Annotated in this window: 16 protein-coding genes and 1 other RNA gene; 2 read left to right on the top strand and 15 right to left on the bottom strand. The window is 34.7% G+C overall.

Features of this window, described 5'->3' with window-relative positions:
- Positions 1-53 precede the first annotated feature (53 nt).
- On the bottom strand, positions 54-1,562 hold the full coding sequence (gene atpD / locus V7P73_RS09000; protein WP_333852870.1) for a F0F1 ATP synthase subunit beta: 1,509 nt from the start codon (positions 1,560-1,562) through the stop codon (positions 54-56).
- Between the two features lie 160 nt (positions 1,563-1,722).
- On the opposite strand from atpD, the gene V7P73_RS08995 reads away from it, so the two are divergent.
- Positions 1,723-2,649 (top strand): bifunctional riboflavin kinase/FAD synthetase, encoded by a 927-nt coding sequence (locus V7P73_RS08995; RefSeq protein WP_333852868.1) that lies wholly within the window; start codon positions 1,723-1,725, stop codon positions 2,647-2,649.
- Positions 2,650-2,703: 54 nt separating this feature from the next.
- Here the strand turns inward: V7P73_RS08995 and V7P73_RS08990 are convergent, their stop codons facing one another.
- From V7P73_RS08990 to V7P73_RS08935, 12 genes are all read right to left on the bottom strand, one after another.
- Positions 2,704-4,962, bottom strand: coding sequence for a glycoside hydrolase family 3 C-terminal domain-containing protein (locus tag V7P73_RS08990; protein WP_333852866.1), 2,259 nt, complete (start codon positions 4,960-4,962; stop codon positions 2,704-2,706).
- 173 nt (positions 4,963-5,135) lie between these two features.
- Entirely contained in the window at positions 5,136-5,489 is a 354-nt protein-coding gene (locus V7P73_RS08985; RefSeq protein WP_333852864.1) for an MmcQ/YjbR family DNA-binding protein, read from the bottom strand.
- Between the two features lie 10 nt (positions 5,490-5,499).
- Positions 5,500-6,162: a histidine kinase gene (locus tag V7P73_RS08980; protein WP_312418633.1), complete on the bottom strand. Its 663-nt coding sequence runs from the start codon at positions 6,160-6,162 to the stop codon at positions 5,500-5,502.
- A gap of 86 nt (positions 6,163-6,248) precedes the next feature.
- A complete protein-coding gene (kdsB, locus tag V7P73_RS08975; protein ID WP_333852861.1) occupies positions 6,249-6,974 on the bottom strand; it encodes a 3-deoxy-manno-octulosonate cytidylyltransferase in 726 nt (241 codons plus the stop codon).
- A gap of 44 nt (positions 6,975-7,018) precedes the next feature.
- The gene (locus V7P73_RS08970; protein WP_333852859.1) at positions 7,019-7,486 is read right to left on the bottom strand and encodes an RES family NAD+ phosphorylase; all 468 of its coding nucleotides are present in this window, start codon (positions 7,484-7,486) and stop codon (positions 7,019-7,021) included.
- Positions 7,487-7,488: 2 nt separating this feature from the next.
- Positions 7,489-7,962 carry an antitoxin Xre-like helix-turn-helix domain-containing protein gene (locus V7P73_RS08965; protein ID WP_313100086.1) on the bottom strand — a complete coding sequence of 158 codons (474 nt, stop codon included), beginning with the start codon at positions 7,960-7,962 and terminating at the stop codon, positions 7,489-7,491.
- Positions 7,963-8,022: 60 nt separating this feature from the next.
- The gene (locus V7P73_RS08960) at positions 8,023-9,276 is read right to left on the bottom strand and encodes a pyridoxal phosphate-dependent aminotransferase (RefSeq protein WP_333852855.1); all 1,254 of its coding nucleotides are present in this window, start codon (positions 9,274-9,276) and stop codon (positions 8,023-8,025) included.
- 192 nt (positions 9,277-9,468) lie between these two features.
- A complete protein-coding gene (locus V7P73_RS08955; RefSeq protein WP_333852854.1) occupies positions 9,469-11,190 on the bottom strand; it encodes a phospho-sugar mutase in 1,722 nt (573 codons plus the stop codon).
- 20 nt (positions 11,191-11,210) lie between these two features.
- The gene (locus V7P73_RS08950) at positions 11,211-11,927 is read right to left on the bottom strand and encodes a GIN domain-containing protein (RefSeq protein ID WP_442896963.1); all 717 of its coding nucleotides are present in this window, start codon (positions 11,925-11,927) and stop codon (positions 11,211-11,213) included.
- A gap of 62 nt (positions 11,928-11,989) precedes the next feature.
- Positions 11,990-12,439: a copper resistance protein CopD gene (locus V7P73_RS08945; protein ID WP_333852853.1), complete on the bottom strand. Its 450-nt coding sequence runs from the start codon at positions 12,437-12,439 to the stop codon at positions 11,990-11,992.
- Positions 12,440-12,441: 2 nt separating this feature from the next.
- Positions 12,442-13,395 carry a glycosyltransferase family 2 protein gene (locus V7P73_RS08940; protein ID WP_333852851.1) on the bottom strand — a complete coding sequence of 318 codons (954 nt, stop codon included), beginning with the start codon at positions 13,393-13,395 and terminating at the stop codon, positions 12,442-12,444.
- 109 nt (positions 13,396-13,504) lie between these two features.
- Positions 13,505-14,092 (bottom strand): DUF4199 domain-containing protein, encoded by a 588-nt coding sequence (locus V7P73_RS08935; protein ID WP_333852849.1) that lies wholly within the window; start codon positions 14,090-14,092, stop codon positions 13,505-13,507.
- A 133-nt stretch (positions 14,093-14,225) separates the two neighbouring features.
- On the opposite strand from V7P73_RS08935, the gene ffs reads away from it, so the two are divergent.
- An RNA gene (gene ffs / locus V7P73_RS08930) (signal recognition particle sRNA small type) lies at positions 14,226-14,323 on the top strand.
- Positions 14,324-14,394: 71 nt separating this feature from the next.
- On the opposite strand, the gene V7P73_RS08925 is transcribed toward ffs, so the two are convergent.
- Positions 14,395-15,078, bottom strand: coding sequence for a metal-dependent hydrolase (locus tag V7P73_RS08925; RefSeq protein WP_333852847.1), 684 nt, complete (start codon positions 15,076-15,078; stop codon positions 14,395-14,397).
- Between the two features lie 14 nt (positions 15,079-15,092).
- Entirely contained in the window at positions 15,093-16,022 is a 930-nt protein-coding gene (menA, locus tag V7P73_RS08920) for a 1,4-dihydroxy-2-naphthoate octaprenyltransferase (protein WP_333852845.1), read from the bottom strand.
- Positions 16,023-16,031 lie beyond the last annotated feature (9 nt).

The following is a 16,031-nucleotide window of genomic DNA, read 5'->3' as shown; positions in this document are numbered from 1 at the left end:
TTATAAATTATTGAAATTCAATCTAAAATCTAAAATTTGACATTTAAAATTTATTAAACGTTCTCAGCTAACATTTTTTGTCCAGCTGCGATAGCTTCTTCTATAGTTCCTTTCAAGTTGAAAGCAGCTTCCGGATACTGATCCAATTCTCCATCAATAATCATATTAAATCCTTTGATGGTGTCTTTGATATCAACCAAAGATCCTTTAAGACCTGTAAACTGTTCCGCAACGTGGAAAGGCTGAGACAAGAATCTTTGTACTTTTCTAGCTCTGTAAACTACCAATTTGTCTTCTTCAGAAAGTTCTTCCATACCAAGGATTGCGATAATATCTTGCAATGCTTTATATCTTTGAAGGATTTCTTTTACTCTTTGAGCACAGTTATAATGTTCTTCACCAATGATTTCCGGAGCCAAGATTCTTGATGTAGAAGCCAATGGATCTACCGCTGGGTAAATACCTAATGAAGCAATTTTTCTATCCAGTACTGTAGTTGCATCCAAGTGAGCAAACGTTGTTGCAGGAGCCGGGTCAGTTAAGTCATCCGCAGGTACATAAACTGCTTGTACAGATGTAATAGATCCGTTTTTAGTTGAAGTAATTCTTTCCTGCATCGCACCCATTTCTGATGCCAATGTTGGTTGGTAACCTACCGCTGATGGCATACGACCCAAAAGTGCAGATACCTCAGAACCAGCTTGCGTAAAACGGAAGATATTATCTACGAAGAATAATACATCTCTACCTTGACCAGTTTCTCCTCCATCTCTATAATATTCAGCTAAAGTCAAACCAGACAATGCTACTCTAGCTCTTGCTCCTGGTGGCTCATTCATCTGGCCAAAAACGAAAGCAGCTTTAGATTCTTTCATAGCTTCTAAGTCTACTTTAGAAAGATCCCAGCCTCCATTTTCCATAGAGTGCATAAACTCATCACCATATTTGATAATTCCAGATTCCAACATCTCTCTCAAAAGGTCATTTCCTTCTCTTGTTCTTTCTCCTACTCCTGCGAATACAGAAAGACCACCGTGTCCTTTTGCAATGTTGTTGATTAATTCCTGGATCAATACTGTTTTTCCTACACCTGCTCCACCGAACAATCCAATTTTACCTCCTTTTGCATAAGGCTCAACAAGGTCAATTACTTTGATCCCTGTGAAAAGAACTTCAGCAGAAGTGGACAATTGGTCGAATTTTGGTGCTTCTCTGTGGATTGGCAAACCTCCTTCTTTTGACAAAGTCTGGATTCCGTCAATAGCATCTCCAACTACGTTGAAAAGACGACCGTTAACTTCATCACCAACTGGCATTGTAATTTGTCTACCTGTACCAATTACTTCCTGACCTCTTTGAAGACCATCTGTAGCATCCATTGCGATACATCTTACCATATCCTCACCAATGTGCTGCTCTACCTCTAATACAACTTTTTCTCCGTTGCTTTTAGTGATCTCTAAAGCGTCATATATTTTTGGTAATTCTTCAACTTCATTAAAAACCACGTCGATAACCGGTCCAATAATTTGTGAAATTTTTCCTTTAATTTGGTTTGCCATTACTAAATTTTTACTTGTGCGCAAAGATAATAAAAGTTTATAAATGAGCATTGTCAGAAAAAAAGATTTTTATCATATTTGTATGACAATTTTTAGCACCCTATTTAGGTGTATTTTTACACAGGCAGATTTGATTACGTTTTGCCATAAAATTCAGAATTTGAAAATCATCAGAGATCTTACAGATTACCAATCTACAACACCTTTAGCATTATCATTAGGTATGTTTGATGGTGTTCATTTGGGACATTTATCTATCATCAATACTTTAAATAAAATCGCAGAAAAAGAACATCTTGAATCTGCTATCTTAAGTTTTTGGCCGCATCCAAGAAAGTTTTTAAATCCAAATGATGATGTCAAAATGCTCAACACGCTTGAGGAGAAGTTAGAATTACTGGAAAAAAGCGGAATTAAAAATATTTTTCTAAAAACATTTGACAAAGAATTTAGAAATTTGTCAGGAGTTGAATTCTGTGAACAAGTTTTGGTTGATAAACTCAACGTTAAGCATATTATAATAGGACACGATCATACATTTGGGAAAAACAAAAGCGGAAATTTTGAATTATTAAAATCCCTCTCTGATGAATTAGGCTTTAAAGTCAATCAATTGGAAGCTGTACAAAAAAATGATCTTAATGTGAGTTCTACAAAAATCAGAATAGCATTGTCAGAAGGCAAAATTACTGATGCCAATGAAATGTTGGGTTACAATTATCCTTTAACAGGAAAAGTCATCCACGGAAAAAAACTAGGTAGAACAATTGGTTATCCAACAGCCAATATTGAAGTTCCTATCAATAAATTACTACCTAAAAGTGGTGCTTATATAGTTGAAGTTTATATCGACAATCAATTTTATAAAGGAATGTTGAGCATCGGAACCAATCCTACAATCGATGACAAGAACGCATCTTTACACACCGAAGTTTATATTTTAGATTTTGACCAAGATATTTATGATAAACAAATCACCATTAAATTTCGAGATTTTCTCCACGATGAAATCAAATTCGAAGGTTTGGAAAAGCTAATTGAAAGATTGGATGAAGACAAAAAACTGACAAAAGAGTTTCAGTTCTAATAAATAAAAAAGGATAGCAATTGCTATCCTTTAATTTTATATTTCCAATGAAACTTATTTCAAGGTAAATTTGATTTTAGTTCTGATGTCAGAAGAAGAACTCCCTACCAAAGCTTCGAAATCTCCCGGTTCTGCAACCCAATCGTGTTTTGCGGGATCAAAGAAACTCAATGCAGATTTATCAACCGTAATAGAAACATCTTTGGATTCTCCAGCTTTCAAATACACTTTATCGAATCCTTTCAACTCTTTCAAAGGTCTTGGCAATGATGATTTCAAATCGCTGATGTACAATTGCACAACCTCTGCTCCATCAACTTTACCATTATTTTTAACATTCACAGTGAAAGTGATTTTGTCATTCGAAGTCAATTCAGACTTGTCTGCTTTTAATTTTCCATATTCGAAAGTTGTGTAACTCAAACCGTGCCCGAAACTGAATAATGGTTTGATATTCTTAGTATCGTGCCAACGGTAACCCACGAAAATCCCTTCGTTATAAGTAATATTAATCGGATCTTTCAAATCTTTTCCTTTTCCAGCAGCTAGTTCCTCTTTGTTTCCAGGATATTCTCCCAAAGCGTGCGCTGAATTATCTTCCAACTTAACAGGGAAAGTGAAAGGTAACTTCCCAGAAGGATTTGCATCACCAGCCAAAACTGCCGCAATCGCGTGTCCAGATTCTGAACCTAAATACCAAGATTGTAATACCGAAGGAACTTCTTTGATCCAAGGCATTGCAACAGCATTACCAGAAACCAAAACAACAGCCAGATTTTTATTTGCTTTTGCTAAGGCTGAAATTACTGCATCCTGATTATATGGCAATCCGTAACTTTCTCTGTCCATCCCTTCTGCATCCTGATGATCACTTTTGTTAAGTCCACCGATAAACACAACAAAATCCGACTCTTTAGCCAATTTTACAGCTTCAGCAATTAATTCTGCGGAAGAACGGGTTTCTTTAAGATCTTGTCCAGATTTTACACCGTTGTAATCTCCTCCAACATCTCCAACATAACCTCTGGCATAAACCACTTCGGTTTGTTTACCGAAACGTTCTTTGATTCCGTCAAGAGGTAAAGTTTCATATTTAACTTTCAGAGAAGAACTTCCACCTCCAACGGTCATCATTTTGATAGCGTTCTCTCCTATCACTGCAATTTTCTTAGTCTTAGCTAAATTGATTGGCAATGTTGCTTTTTGATTTTGAAGAAGAACAATACCCTCTGAAGCGATTTGTCTTGCTGCAGCAATATGATCTTCTGAAGCGATAGAACCAAAGGGCTTATTCTTATTCATAGATGTTTTATAAGCCAAGCCAAGAACTCGTCTTACTTTATCATCCAATTCCTTAGTTCCAACTTTTCCGGATTTAATCAAATCTAAATAAGGTTTTGCTAAATAATAATTCTCATAAGCGTTACTTGTTCCTTTTGATAACCCATTGGTCCAAGTTCCAAATTCCAAATCCAAACCATTATGAATCGCTTGATCTGTATCTAAAACAGCACCCCAATCGGAAACCACAACACCTTTGTAACCCCATTCACCTTTCAAAATATCATTCAACAAATATTGATTATGGCTGGCATGTTGACCTTTGTACAAATCATAAGCGCCCATAATCGTCCAAGAATCACCTTCTTGAACAGCAGCTTTGAATGGAGGCAAATAAATTTCGTACAAAGTTCTATCATCTACAATCACATTGCTTGTATGTCTGAAAGTTTCTTGATTATTCAAAGCGAAATGTTTCACACTCGTTGCAACACCATTAGCCTGAACACCTTTGATATAAGGCACCACCATCTGCGAAGTCAAAAATGGGTCTTCTCCCATATACTCGAAGTTACGACCATTGAGTGGTGTTCTGTAAATATTAACACCGGGCCCAAGAATTACATCTTTACCTCTGTATCTGGCTTCTTCGCCAAGAGATTTTCCGTAGATAGAAGACATATTTCTGTTCCAAGTTGCAGATAATGCGGTCAATGCTGGATAAGCAATAATGGAATCATTAGTCCACCCTGCTTGATCCCACTCGTCCCAAAGCACTTCCGAACGTACACCGTGAGGTCCGTCAGCTGTCCAAAGTTCTGGAATCCCCAATCTTGGAACGCCGTGAGAACTGAATTTGGATTGTGCGTGAATCAAATTGATTTTTTCCTCCAAAGTCATCCTTGACAAAGCATCTTCGATACGTTGTTCTACAGGTTTGGAATCGTCTAAATAAACTGGTGTTTTTTTCTGAGCAAAACTAAATTGCGACATACAGCCCAATACAGAAAGTAATATTAATTTTTTTATCATAAAATTTACTCTTTTCTAATAGAAATTTTTGAATGCCTAATATACAACTTATTTCATTATCTCAAAATGAGAAAATAAAAATTTGTTATGATTAATAACCATAAACAAGCTTGGGATGTATAATTTAGAATGTATTTGTGAATTGAATCTTAATCAAGATAAACTTAGAAAATTTAGCTGTTCAGAATTTCTTCTTTCAGTTTCTTTGTTAAAGATTTAAAGACTAAATCGTAAGAATGGTCAATTAATTTTAGAATCAATTCTTTTTTGAGACCCTCACAAACAACTGAATTCCAATGGGTTTTATTAAGATGAAAAGCGCCGTTGATTTGATGGTATTTTTCACGAAGCTCTTCGCTCCATTCCGGATCTGCTTTTGCGGAAAATGTTGTAGGATTTTTTTCAATAGGAAGAAATACGAAAATTTTGCCACCAACTTTAAAAACCAAAGTTTCTTGGTCAAACGGAAAAGCTTCTGTTACAGCCTTTTTGGACAGACAATATTCGCGGATTTCTTCTATTTCCATTTTGAGGAAATTAGAACTTAAAAGTATTCTTCGGAAGTTCTTTGTTGATTTCGATTTTATTAATCAACATAACATAATCACTGTCCTTCTTAGGCGAAGACGACTCGATTCTGTAAGGCATTAACAATTGTCCCACTTTTCTGTAATCGGAATAAGTCAGGGTTTCATCTTTCTTGATTTCGCGATACAACATATAGTTTTTGACATCAAAAAAATAGATGGTTTTATTCACATTTTTCGTCAGTTCTACTTTGAAATAAAATTGTTCTCCGATTTTTTCTTTACCTAATAATTCTGCTTCAAAACCTTTGTTTTCCCAATCTATAAAGTCGTTATCAAAATTCTCAGGGATATAATCTGTGTATTGCTGAAGTTTATTTTGAGCATAATTCATCGCATAACCATTCTTTCCGTCAAAACCTTCAACAGGTGTTTCTTTTCCACCCATTACAATTGCAGTTTTGGTAAGATTTGGACGCTGCTGATAGATTTTCATTAAGTAAGAATCATTAACTCCCAAAGTTACTCGCCCTTGTATCTGAACCGTATTCAGAAGTTTCCAATTGGTAAGGCCTCCAGAATTTTCTATATTTTTATCAATGATATCTTTTGCAGATTGAGCAGAAATAACGATGGAAAATATGATGGAAAATATGAGAATTAATTTTTTCATTCAGAATTTTTAAGGTTGCTAAGATAAAATTTTCAATTGGCTTCTTGTCTTAAAGAACGTTAATTTTGACATTATTAAAGACTAAATTAAATCAGTTTTTTGGCTTTCTCCAAATCTTCAGGTGTATCAATCCCAATCCCAACAAAATCAGTTTCTACCATTTTAATTTTCATCCCATTTTCCAAATAGCGTAATTGTTCTAATTTTTCCGAAATCTCCAAAGGTGTCATTTCCAAAGAAGAGAATTTTAGCAAGGCTTCTTTTCGGAAAGCATAAACGCCAATATGTTTATAATACTTGACGTCATAAGATAATTCGCGCTGAAAAGGAATTACTGAACGACTGAAATACAATGCAAATCCATTATTATCAGTAATGACTTTGACATTATTTGGATTCCGGATTTCATCAGATTCTTTCAATTGAATTTTCAAAGAAGCTAAAGAAATTTCCTTTTTTTCATCTTTATAAAAAACGTCAATCAGTTGTTTTAAAGGTTCTTTTTTGAGAAAAGGTTCATCGCCTTGAACATTAATCACGATATCACAATCGATGTTTTGAACAGCTTCTGCAATTCTATCGCTCCCAGTTTCGTGTTCGCCTGTCATTACAGCTTTTCCGCCGTTTTTGGAAATTTCATCAAAAATCAATTCAGAATCTGTAGCAACGAATACTTCATCAAATAAACCAGTTTCCAAAACATTCTGATAAGTGGTTGTGATAATAGTTCTGTTTCCCAGAATCTCCATCATTTTACCGGGAAATCTTGTAGAATTATAACGGGCAGGAATAACTGCGATAACTTTGTTCATAGATTTTCTAGTTTTTTAAGGGATTTACAAACCTTTAGATTTCATTATTTGTTTTGTTTTATAATTTGTTCCAATCGATCATCAGGTTCAAAATCGAGAATATCAATGAGCTTTACTTTTTTAAAATCTTTATGAAATGTATTGATAACCACATTCCAATTTTCCGGAACCACTGCAGAAGGAACTTTCAAACAAAGTTTTTCATTGGAATCAAACCAAACATTTCCAATCTTTTGACAATCGGAATAATTCCTAAAATCTCTCCAAGTTTTAGATAATGCTGAAGTATCAACAATTTGAGAACCAGCATTATTAGGAATTTTAATGATCATAATCCTGAAATCCTTATTGAATCCCAATCCCTTGCGATGCGCCAATGTTTCCAAATAAGCTAAAGAAATACTTTCTGCAGTATAAATAACTTTCTTGCCTTCTGAGTTCCACCTCCCTTCCAATCCACTTGCAAAAAGTGAGTCTGCGTATTTTTTATGTACAATCCTATAAACCAACATTGTTATACAGGATAACCCTGAGCCAATTTTTCTATTTCTTCATACACTAAATCTACACCGCCAGAAGTAGAAATAAAATCGATTGGCTTGTCCTCAGAATTCCAAAAAGGACGGTTCATCCAAAGTGTAAATTCATCAAGGTTTCCAAAAATATCCTTACCAAAATTATAAAGATTAATTAATTTTAAAAGATGCTCGCTATAAATTGGATCCAAACCTTTTTCCTGATCTCTATAATTGCTAATAGTTCTTGGAGAAAGATTGATTACCGATGCCAGGGTTTTCTCCGGCATATTGATAGCATCTGCAAGCAAATAGAACACATCTGTTTTCAGACCTTCTCTTGCTTTTTTCAATAGTTTGTAATCGTCTTGTATAGAAAATCGATTAAAGACGGAAGAACCAACACCATAAGTAGCAACTGGCTCTCCCACTTTTGATTTTTTAGAATTTTCGTTTTGTTTATAATATGCCATCTTTGTATTTCTTTACACAAAGATAGAATTTTTTCCAAAAACAAAACGAATTTTTTCCATTTATTTTAAATTATTTAATGCTTGTTCCAACTTCGGAAGACAGTCTTTAATATCCTCCAAAGAACAACCACCCACAGAAGCTCTAAACCAAGGCACTGATTTATCATTTCCAAAGGCAGAGAACGGAACCAAAGCCATTCCTGCATTATTAATCAGATAGAAAACCAAATCTGTAGAATTCTCAATTTTACTTCCATCCGGAGCAGTTTTGCCAAGATAATCTAATTTGATGGTCAGATAAAGTGCGCCCATTGGCGAAATACTTTCCACAGCAAAACCTTTCGATTTCAAATCTTGGATTCCTGCGTGAAGTTCTTTTAAGCTTGTATTTAGTTTTTGTTTATAATCATCTAAGAATGTATCAACTGCAGAATCATCCGCTAAAAACTCAGCAACTGCTTCCTGTTCTGGTTTTGGCGCCCAAGCTCCAACGTGCGTCAAAAGAGCTTTCATTTTATCAATGACCAAACTCGGTCCGAAGCCCCAACCTACTCTAACACCTGTAGCAGCAAAACATTTAGACGTTCCGTCAACATAAATCGTGTAATCTTTCATTTCTGGGAAAAGACTTACCGGATTGTAATGATCTTCACCAAAAGTCAGCATTGCGTAGATTTGGTCGTACATCAAATAAAGCGGTTTTTCGCCTGCACCTCTTTTTTTATTTTCTTCCAAAACCAATTCACAAATCTCAGACAATTGCTCTTTTGTAAACATTGTTCCGGTTGGATTGAGTGGAGAACAAAGGCAAAGCAGAACTGCTCCGTCAACATAAGGACGAAGGTCATCCGCTGTTGGCAAGAAATTGTTAGATTCCTGAGTTTGAACTTCAACCGCATTAGCAGTCGTCAAGTAAGCATAATGATTGTTATTCCAAGAAGGAATCGGATAAATCACTTTATCACCTTCGTCAACAATCGTTTTGAAAACTGCGTAAATCAAAGGTCTTGAACCAGCTGTAATCAGAATATCATTAGCCGAATAATCCAGATTCCAACGTTTTTTCAAGTCATTGCTTACAGAAGTTCTTAGAGACTGTAAACCGTTTGCAGGCGGATAATTGGTCAGATTATTTTTATAAGCTTTCTCAATTCCCTGTTTCAATTCCGATGGAATTGGATAGATATTAGAATTAAGGTCGCCAATTGTAAGATTTGAGATTTGTGCACCTTTGGCTTTCAAATCGTTAACTTCATTTCCGATTTTGATAATTTCCGAACCAATCAGGTTAGATGCTAGTTTAGATACTTTCACTTATTTATTTTTTGATGTTTTTCCGAAACTTAATTCGGATTTTTACTTTTTATGATTTACAAAAGTCTTAAATGCAACTGAGTAAATCAAATTACATAACAAAAAAGTTCTCAAAACTAAATTAAATCAGTAATTGAGAACTTTAGATTAAAAATATTTTAGATTATATTTTTATCTGATAAAAATTTTCAACTACAGATTTAAATCCTTTTTTACCTTCGCAATTTTCTCTTCAAGCTTAGGAAGTTTTGCCACAAAATCTTCTTTGGAAGTGATGCTGTCTTTTACAGAAACATAAAATTTGATTTTTGGCTCGGTTCCAGAAGGACGAACACAAACTTTAGTCCCATCTTGAGTATAGAAAATCAACACGTTAGACTTTGGAATATCATCCATTACTTTTTTCTCGTTCTTAGAAACAACGAAACAAGTCTGCTCTTTGAAATCCTTCACTTCTTCTACAGGAGAACCAGCAATCTCTTTCGGTGGATTACTTCGGAAATCACTCATCATCTGCGTAATTTCTTCAGCTCCAGTTCTACCCTTTCTTACGACATTAATTAAGCCTTCGTAATAGAACCCAACTTCTTTGTAGATGTCAATCATATATTCGTAAACCGTTGTTCCATTGGCTTTGCACCAAGCAGCGATTTCACAAGCTGTCAAGATTGAACCACAAGAATCCTTATCACGAACGAAATCTCCAGTCATAAAACCGAAACTTTCTTCGCCTCCACAAATGAATTTTTCCTGACCTTCAAAATCACGAATCATTTTTCCAATCCATTTGAAACCGGTCAATCCAACTTTGCAATCCACTCCAAATTTCTCTGCAACATCAAAGAAAACATCAGAAGTCACAATTGTAGAACCAATAAACTCTTTTCCAGTAATTTTACCAGCTTTTTTCCATTGGTCAAGGATATAATAAGTTAAGATTGTATTGGTTTGATTTCCGTTTAGAAGTTGCATTTCGCCTTCCAGATTTCTAACTGCAATTCCTAATCTGTCGCCGTCTGGGTCTGTTCCGATAACGATATCAGCATTAGTAATTCTAGCCAAATCCATTGCCATAGAAAGTGCAGCAGGTTCTTCCGGATTCGGGGAAGCTACTGTTGGGAAATTTCCGCTTGGAATCATTTGCTCTTTAACCAAATCTAATTTGGTAAATCCAGCTTTTTTCAATGCTTTTGGAACCGTTGTGTAAGTTGTTCCATGGATGGATGTGAAAACGATGTTCAGATTATCTCTTCCAACATTTTGATAAAGAGAATTTTCCATACAAGCATCGATGTAAACATCATCTTGGTCTTCGCCAACCCATTCGATTAGGTCATCATTTCCATTAAATTTGATATCTTCAAACTTGGTTGAATAAACTTCTCTAATGATATTTTCATCATCTGGTGGAACAATTTGCGCACCATCATTCCAATAAACTTTGTAACCGTTATATTCCGGTGGATTGTGAGAAGCCGTCAAAACGATTCCCGCATTGCATTTTTTATCACGAACGGTAAAAGACAATTCCGGAGTTGGACGATGTTCTTTGAATAATAGAACTTTGATTCCGTTGGCTGTTAAAACATCAGCAACGATTTTTCCGAATTCCTTTGAATTATTACGAACGTCATAAGCAATCGCAACTTTGATTTCTTCATTTGGGAAAGATTGATGAAGATAATTCGCAAGTCCTTGAGTAGCTTGACCTAATGTATATTTATTTAAACGATTGGTTCCAACCCCCATTACGCCACGCATTCCGCCTGTTCCGAATTCTAATTCTCTGTAAAAAGAATCTTCCAAATCCGGCGAATTAGAATCAATTAAAGTTTGTACAGCATTTCTAGTTTCTTCATCAAATGTTTCAGAAAGCCAAAGTTTTGCTTTATCTAATGTTGATAATTCTGACATTATTTATAGTTTTTTGTTTCTTAATTAATTTTCTTATTCTCCAAAGTCGCTTTGTCAGTTACTTTCAGTTTTTTCGAAGGATTTCCGTAATAAATCAATTTTGATGTATTACCGATTTTTCCTTTGATTTCTTCATCTATATTCAGTTCTGCATAATTTCCGTTCTGAGAATCGATTTCCAAATCTTTGATATACCAATACGGAGAAATAATACTTGCTGTATCTTTGATATTAAGCTTTGCCAAAGTTGTTTTTCCCAACAGATTAGCGCGACTTTTGTTCGCCATTTCTATCTCTGATTTTTCTGAAATCACTGAACCGATAAATTTAGCATTATCTTTTAAATGAAGTGCGAAATTTTCAACTTTCATTTGACTTGAAATGTTAAGTTCTACAGAATCAGCTATTTTAATCACATCGAACGGATTTTTTCCGTAAATCGTGATATTGTAAAAATCAACTTTATCCGTTTCGCTTTTCTCTGTTATTGACAAATTTTTATCTTTAACTTCAATATTAAGATTATCAAAGAAATTAGGATAAGTTTCTACATTCACAAAGTTGTGTGGACTTTGGACATAAAACACACGAAATTTTCCTTTCAAATCCAATTTAGAAAACTCAGAAAGTTCAATATCTTTGGACTGAATTTCTCCTTTTGGAGAGACTTTTCCACAAGAAATGATGATTATCGAAAAGATAAAGAGATATGTAAAGGAATTAAGAATTCGTTTCAATTGAGTAATTTTTATTCGAAGCAATTTACAATTATTTTCAGAAAATCAGAAGATGACTTTAATCAAAAAGAAAGTCCGCCGTATCTCACGAAACTTCCCAATAACAGCATTAAAACACCGATTGTTGTAACCGACAAAATGTGAAAAGCCATCAATGGTAAAGATTTGGCAGTCAGTTTTGGAATCACAAAAAAATTAGCACTGATTGCAAATAATATTGTTATCAGAAGTAAAATCAATTTCAGAGAAATAACAGTTTCTATAGGATTCGAAAAATGAAACCAATTTGAAAAACCAATTCCGAATTGATAAGCCATCCAAATTCCTGTTATAACCATCAGAAGTAAAGCCGGAATTCCTATTTTCTCGTACTTTCTTTCGAAATCTAGAAGAATTTCAACGTCTTTCTTTTTGAGAACTTCCGGCAAAATTGATATTGACAAAATTAAATGTCCGCCAACCCAAACCGAGGCTCCCAAAAGATGGAAAATCAATAACAAATGATGACTCATAATTAAATCATTTCTTCGATATGATAATTCTTGTGCTCGCGGTTGGTTCTTATAATCAATTCACCTAAGAATCCTGCTACGAAAAGTAAACTTCCCAAAATCATCATTGTCAAAGCAATGAAAAACCAAGGATTGTCGGCAATTAGATTTCCATAGATTTTGAAAATATAAACATCAATCAGTTTCGAAACTCCAAGCCAAACCGCAGATAAAAATCCGATGATGAACATCAAAGTTCCTGCAGCACCAAAGAAATGCATTGGTCTTCCTCCAAATCTGCTCACAAACCAAAGTGTAACCAAATCTAAAAATCCACGAACAAAACGTTCTGTTCCAAATTTGGAAGTTCCATAAGGCCTTGCCTGATGCTGAACTGGCTTTTCAGTAATGTTTCTGAAACCAGCATTAGCAGCTAAAACCGGAATATATCGGTGCATATCGCCATAAACATCAATAGATTTCACAACCTGCTTTCTGTAAGCTTTCAAGCCGCAATTGAAATCGTGAAGAGAAACGCCCGAAACTTTTCTAGCCGCTGCATTAAATAGTTTCGACGGAATATTTTTGGTCATCACATTATCAAAACGTTTCTTTTTCCAACCGGAAACAATGTCGTAATTACCTGCAGTTACCATTTCGTAAAGCTCAGGAATTTCTTCCGGAAAATCCTGTAAATCAGCATCCATTGTGATAATCACATCGCCGTTTACTTTTTCAAAAGCAGCGTGAAGTGCTTGAGATTTTCCGTAGTTTTTGGAAAATTTAATCCCGTGAATCTGCGGATGTTGGATTTTCATATTTTCTATGATAGACCAAGACAAATCTGTACTTCCGTCATCTATGAACCAGACTTCGTATGATAATTTGTTGTCTCGGCAAACATTGTCGATTCTTGTGAACAACTCCTCCAAAGAGTCTTGCTCGTTAAGTAATGGGACGATTATAGAAAGATTCATTTTTTTTATAAAAAGATGTTAGATGTTAGATATCAGATATTAGATTTTTTAATTTTAGAGTAAATCATTTATTTAAATAAAACCCTATAATCATTTATTATCCAACATCTTATTCGTAGCGTTTTTTGTTTTTCAAAAAACCTGCAATGATAATAGACAAAAGTAAATAAAATAGTAAAAATCCACCAAAAATAGCTGACAAAAATTGGAAAGAAAAATAGTTCCTGTTTTCCTTTTTTGCAATGTCTCTGGCTAATTTTTGTTGTTTATAATTGTCTTCTAATTCTTTAACTTTAGTTCTATCCTTTTGATTGGCCGCTTCAACTTTCAGTTTTGCATAAGACTCATCCAAGTTTTTCATTTCTGTTTGGATGTATTGATGATTCAGCATTTCTCTTGCTTCTGTATCTGCATAATTCAGAAAAGCGAAAATCGCCAACATAGAAAGTCCACCTCCAACGAACAAAGTCACAAAACATTGTTTGAAAGCTTGCGGATATGTGATTTTATTGTCTCCACGCAACCAAAGAACGGAAAGAAATCCAGCCAAAACATACAGAAAAGTCATCCCAAAAGCATTGACTTTCATACTGGTATCAAAATAATTAGCATCTGCGAAAAAGTAATAAACAACGAAGAAAGTCAACATTGTCGCTAAAAATAAACCAAAGCCAACGGCTACAGGATTTTTTGTCATAATCTTATTTTTCTAAAAAAAATTGAAAATTTTTAATTCTGAGAATCAGTTTTTTAAAATCATAATTGGATTAATAATCTTAATATCATGTGTTTCTCATTTTTTAATTCAATATTAAATTTTATCTTTGCACCGGCAAGTCCTAAACAACCAGCTCCTGAGAATCCTCCAGGGTGGGAACGCAGCAAAGGTAATCGGTCGTAGCGGTGTGATTTAGGTAGCTTGCCATTTTTTATTTCTATAGGTTAAGAGATTAAGCAATATTCAAAATTTTGAAATTACTTAATCTCTTAATTTTTTTGTTAGAATTCGAATTCCTCTCCTAGTTTTGGTAAAGTAAAATCGATGTTCTTATCTGTGAAATGCTTTTTAGCATCGTCGTGGTTAATCTCGATTGGTGGAAAAGTATCGAAATGACAACCAATTACTTTTGGAGTTTTCAATAATTCGGACGCTGCAAAAGCTGCTTTTCTAGGACACATTGTATAATGTTTCCCAACTGGAAGGATTGAAAGGTCTAAAGTCCCGAAAACCTGCGGAAATAAGCTCATTTCTGCTGTTACACCTGTATCTCCGGCTAAATAAAGGTTTCTTCTATCAGCAAATCTGAAAATATATCCAGCTGCTAAACCTCCGTAAGTTCCGTCTGGGAAAGAACTGGTGTGTAAAGCAGGAACCATAGAAATCTTCAAATCATCGATTTTTGCAGAACCTCCAAAGTTGATATCGATATTGTTAGAATGTCCAAAGTATCCGCAAATCTCTGGCTGCCCAATAACGGTTGCATCTGGATGATTTTCAAGAACTTCTTTTACATCTGCAGTATGATCGCCGTGTGCGTGTGTAATCAAAATATAATCGATTTTCTGAGCTTTGATATCAAAACCAGATTGCGCTTTCTGATAGTTGTAAAAAGGGTCAGAAAGGATTGTTACGCCGTTATACGTGAACAAAAAACAGTTTTGTCCTAAGAATTTTATTTTCATTTTTATTTGATTTATTAATTAACAAAATTGAGCCCGAAAGCCGTCAAAACAGCCATCATAAAAGTTAAGATTCCGACTTGTTTTAAGAATGGGTCTAGTAATTTTGGTTCTTGGATTTTCATAATTGTTCTCCTTAATTTCATAAAAGGAAATATCAAAATCATCACGATGAAAGGATAATAAAGACCTCTCTCCTGAAATCCGTTGTACATCAAAAAAGCCAACATTAATAAAATTGGCAATTGTAACAAGATGATTTCATAAATCATCGCTTTTTTGTAGCCCAATCTCAATGCAAAAGTTTTTTTTCCGGATAATTCGTCATTCACGATATCTCTCATATTATTGAGATTTAGAACTGCCATACTCAACATTCCAATAGCAGAAGCTGGAATCAAAATATCGTAATCGAAGGTTTTTGTGAACAGAAAATAACTCCCACAAACCGAAACCAATCCGAAAAAGATGAACACGAAAATATCTCCTAATCCCAAGTATCCATAAGGTTTTTTACCAACCGTATAACCAATCGCAGCCAAAATACAAGCTACTCCTAAACCGATAAAAATCAAGAATTCTCTAATATTCGATGGATAAAAAGCAACATACAACAATGCAACTGTTGCAGCAAAAGATAAAATTGATAACAAAATCACAGCATTTCTCATTTGAATTGCAGTTATTTTCCCGGAAGCCACAGCTCTTTGCTCTGCCTCTCCTATTCTATTTTTATCTGTTCCTTTTACACCATCGCCATAATCGTTGGCAAAATTGGAAAGGATTTGATACAATAATGTTACCAAAAGTGCCAAAGCAAAAATTCTCCAATCCCAAGTTCCTCCATTTTCAGAAAGTCTCCATTTTGCAATGAAAGCTCCCATAATAATTCCACTCAAAGAAAGTGGTAAAGTTCGCAGACGGGCTGCTTTTATCCAATCGGTCATTTTATTTTT

This window comes from Epilithonimonas sp. (assembly GCF_036780765.1).
Lineage (GTDB): Bacteria > Bacteroidota > Bacteroidia > Flavobacteriales > Weeksellaceae > Epilithonimonas.
This window is presented reverse-complemented; position numbering and strand designations above follow the sequence as displayed.

Excerpts from the sequence above, each read along its gene's own strand:
- atpD (WP_333852870.1), bottom strand. The coding sequence starts at position 1,562 with ATGGCAAACCAAATTAAAGGAAAAATTTCACAAATTATTGGACCGGTT.
- V7P73_RS08990 (WP_333852866.1), bottom strand. The coding sequence starts at position 4,962 with ATGATAAAAAAATTAATATTACTTTCTGTATTGGGCTGTATGTCGCAA.
- V7P73_RS08985 (WP_333852864.1), bottom strand. The coding sequence starts at position 5,489 with ATGGAAATAGAAGAAATCCGCGAATATTGTCTGTCCAAAAAGGCTGTA.
- V7P73_RS08980 (WP_312418633.1), bottom strand. The coding sequence starts at position 6,162 with ATGAAAAAATTAATTCTCATATTTTCCATCATATTTTCCATCGTTATT.
- kdsB (WP_333852861.1), bottom strand. The coding sequence starts at position 6,974 with ATGAACAAAGTTATCGCAGTTATTCCTGCCCGTTATAATTCTACAAGA.
- V7P73_RS08970 (WP_333852859.1), bottom strand. The coding sequence starts at position 7,486 with ATGTTGGTTTATAGGATTGTACATAAAAAATACGCAGACTCACTTTTT.
- V7P73_RS08965 (WP_313100086.1), bottom strand. The coding sequence starts at position 7,962 with ATGGCATATTATAAACAAAACGAAAATTCTAAAAAATCAAAAGTGGGA.
- V7P73_RS08955 (WP_333852854.1), bottom strand. The coding sequence starts at position 11,190 with ATGTCAGAATTATCAACATTAGATAAAGCAAAACTTTGGCTTTCTGAA.
- V7P73_RS08945 (WP_333852853.1), bottom strand. The coding sequence starts at position 12,439 with ATGAGTCATCATTTGTTATTGATTTTCCATCTTTTGGGAGCCTCGGTT.
- V7P73_RS08940 (WP_333852851.1), bottom strand. The coding sequence starts at position 13,395 with ATGAATCTTTCTATAATCGTCCCATTACTTAACGAGCAAGACTCTTTG.
- V7P73_RS08935 (WP_333852849.1), bottom strand. The coding sequence starts at position 14,092 with ATGACAAAAAATCCTGTAGCCGTTGGCTTTGGTTTATTTTTAGCGACA.
- V7P73_RS08925 (WP_333852847.1), bottom strand. The coding sequence starts at position 15,078 with ATGAAAATAAAATTCTTAGGACAAAACTGTTTTTTGTTCACGTATAAC.
- menA (WP_333852845.1), bottom strand. The coding sequence starts at position 16,022 with ATGACCGATTGGATAAAAGCAGCCCGTCTGCGAACTTTACCACTTTCT.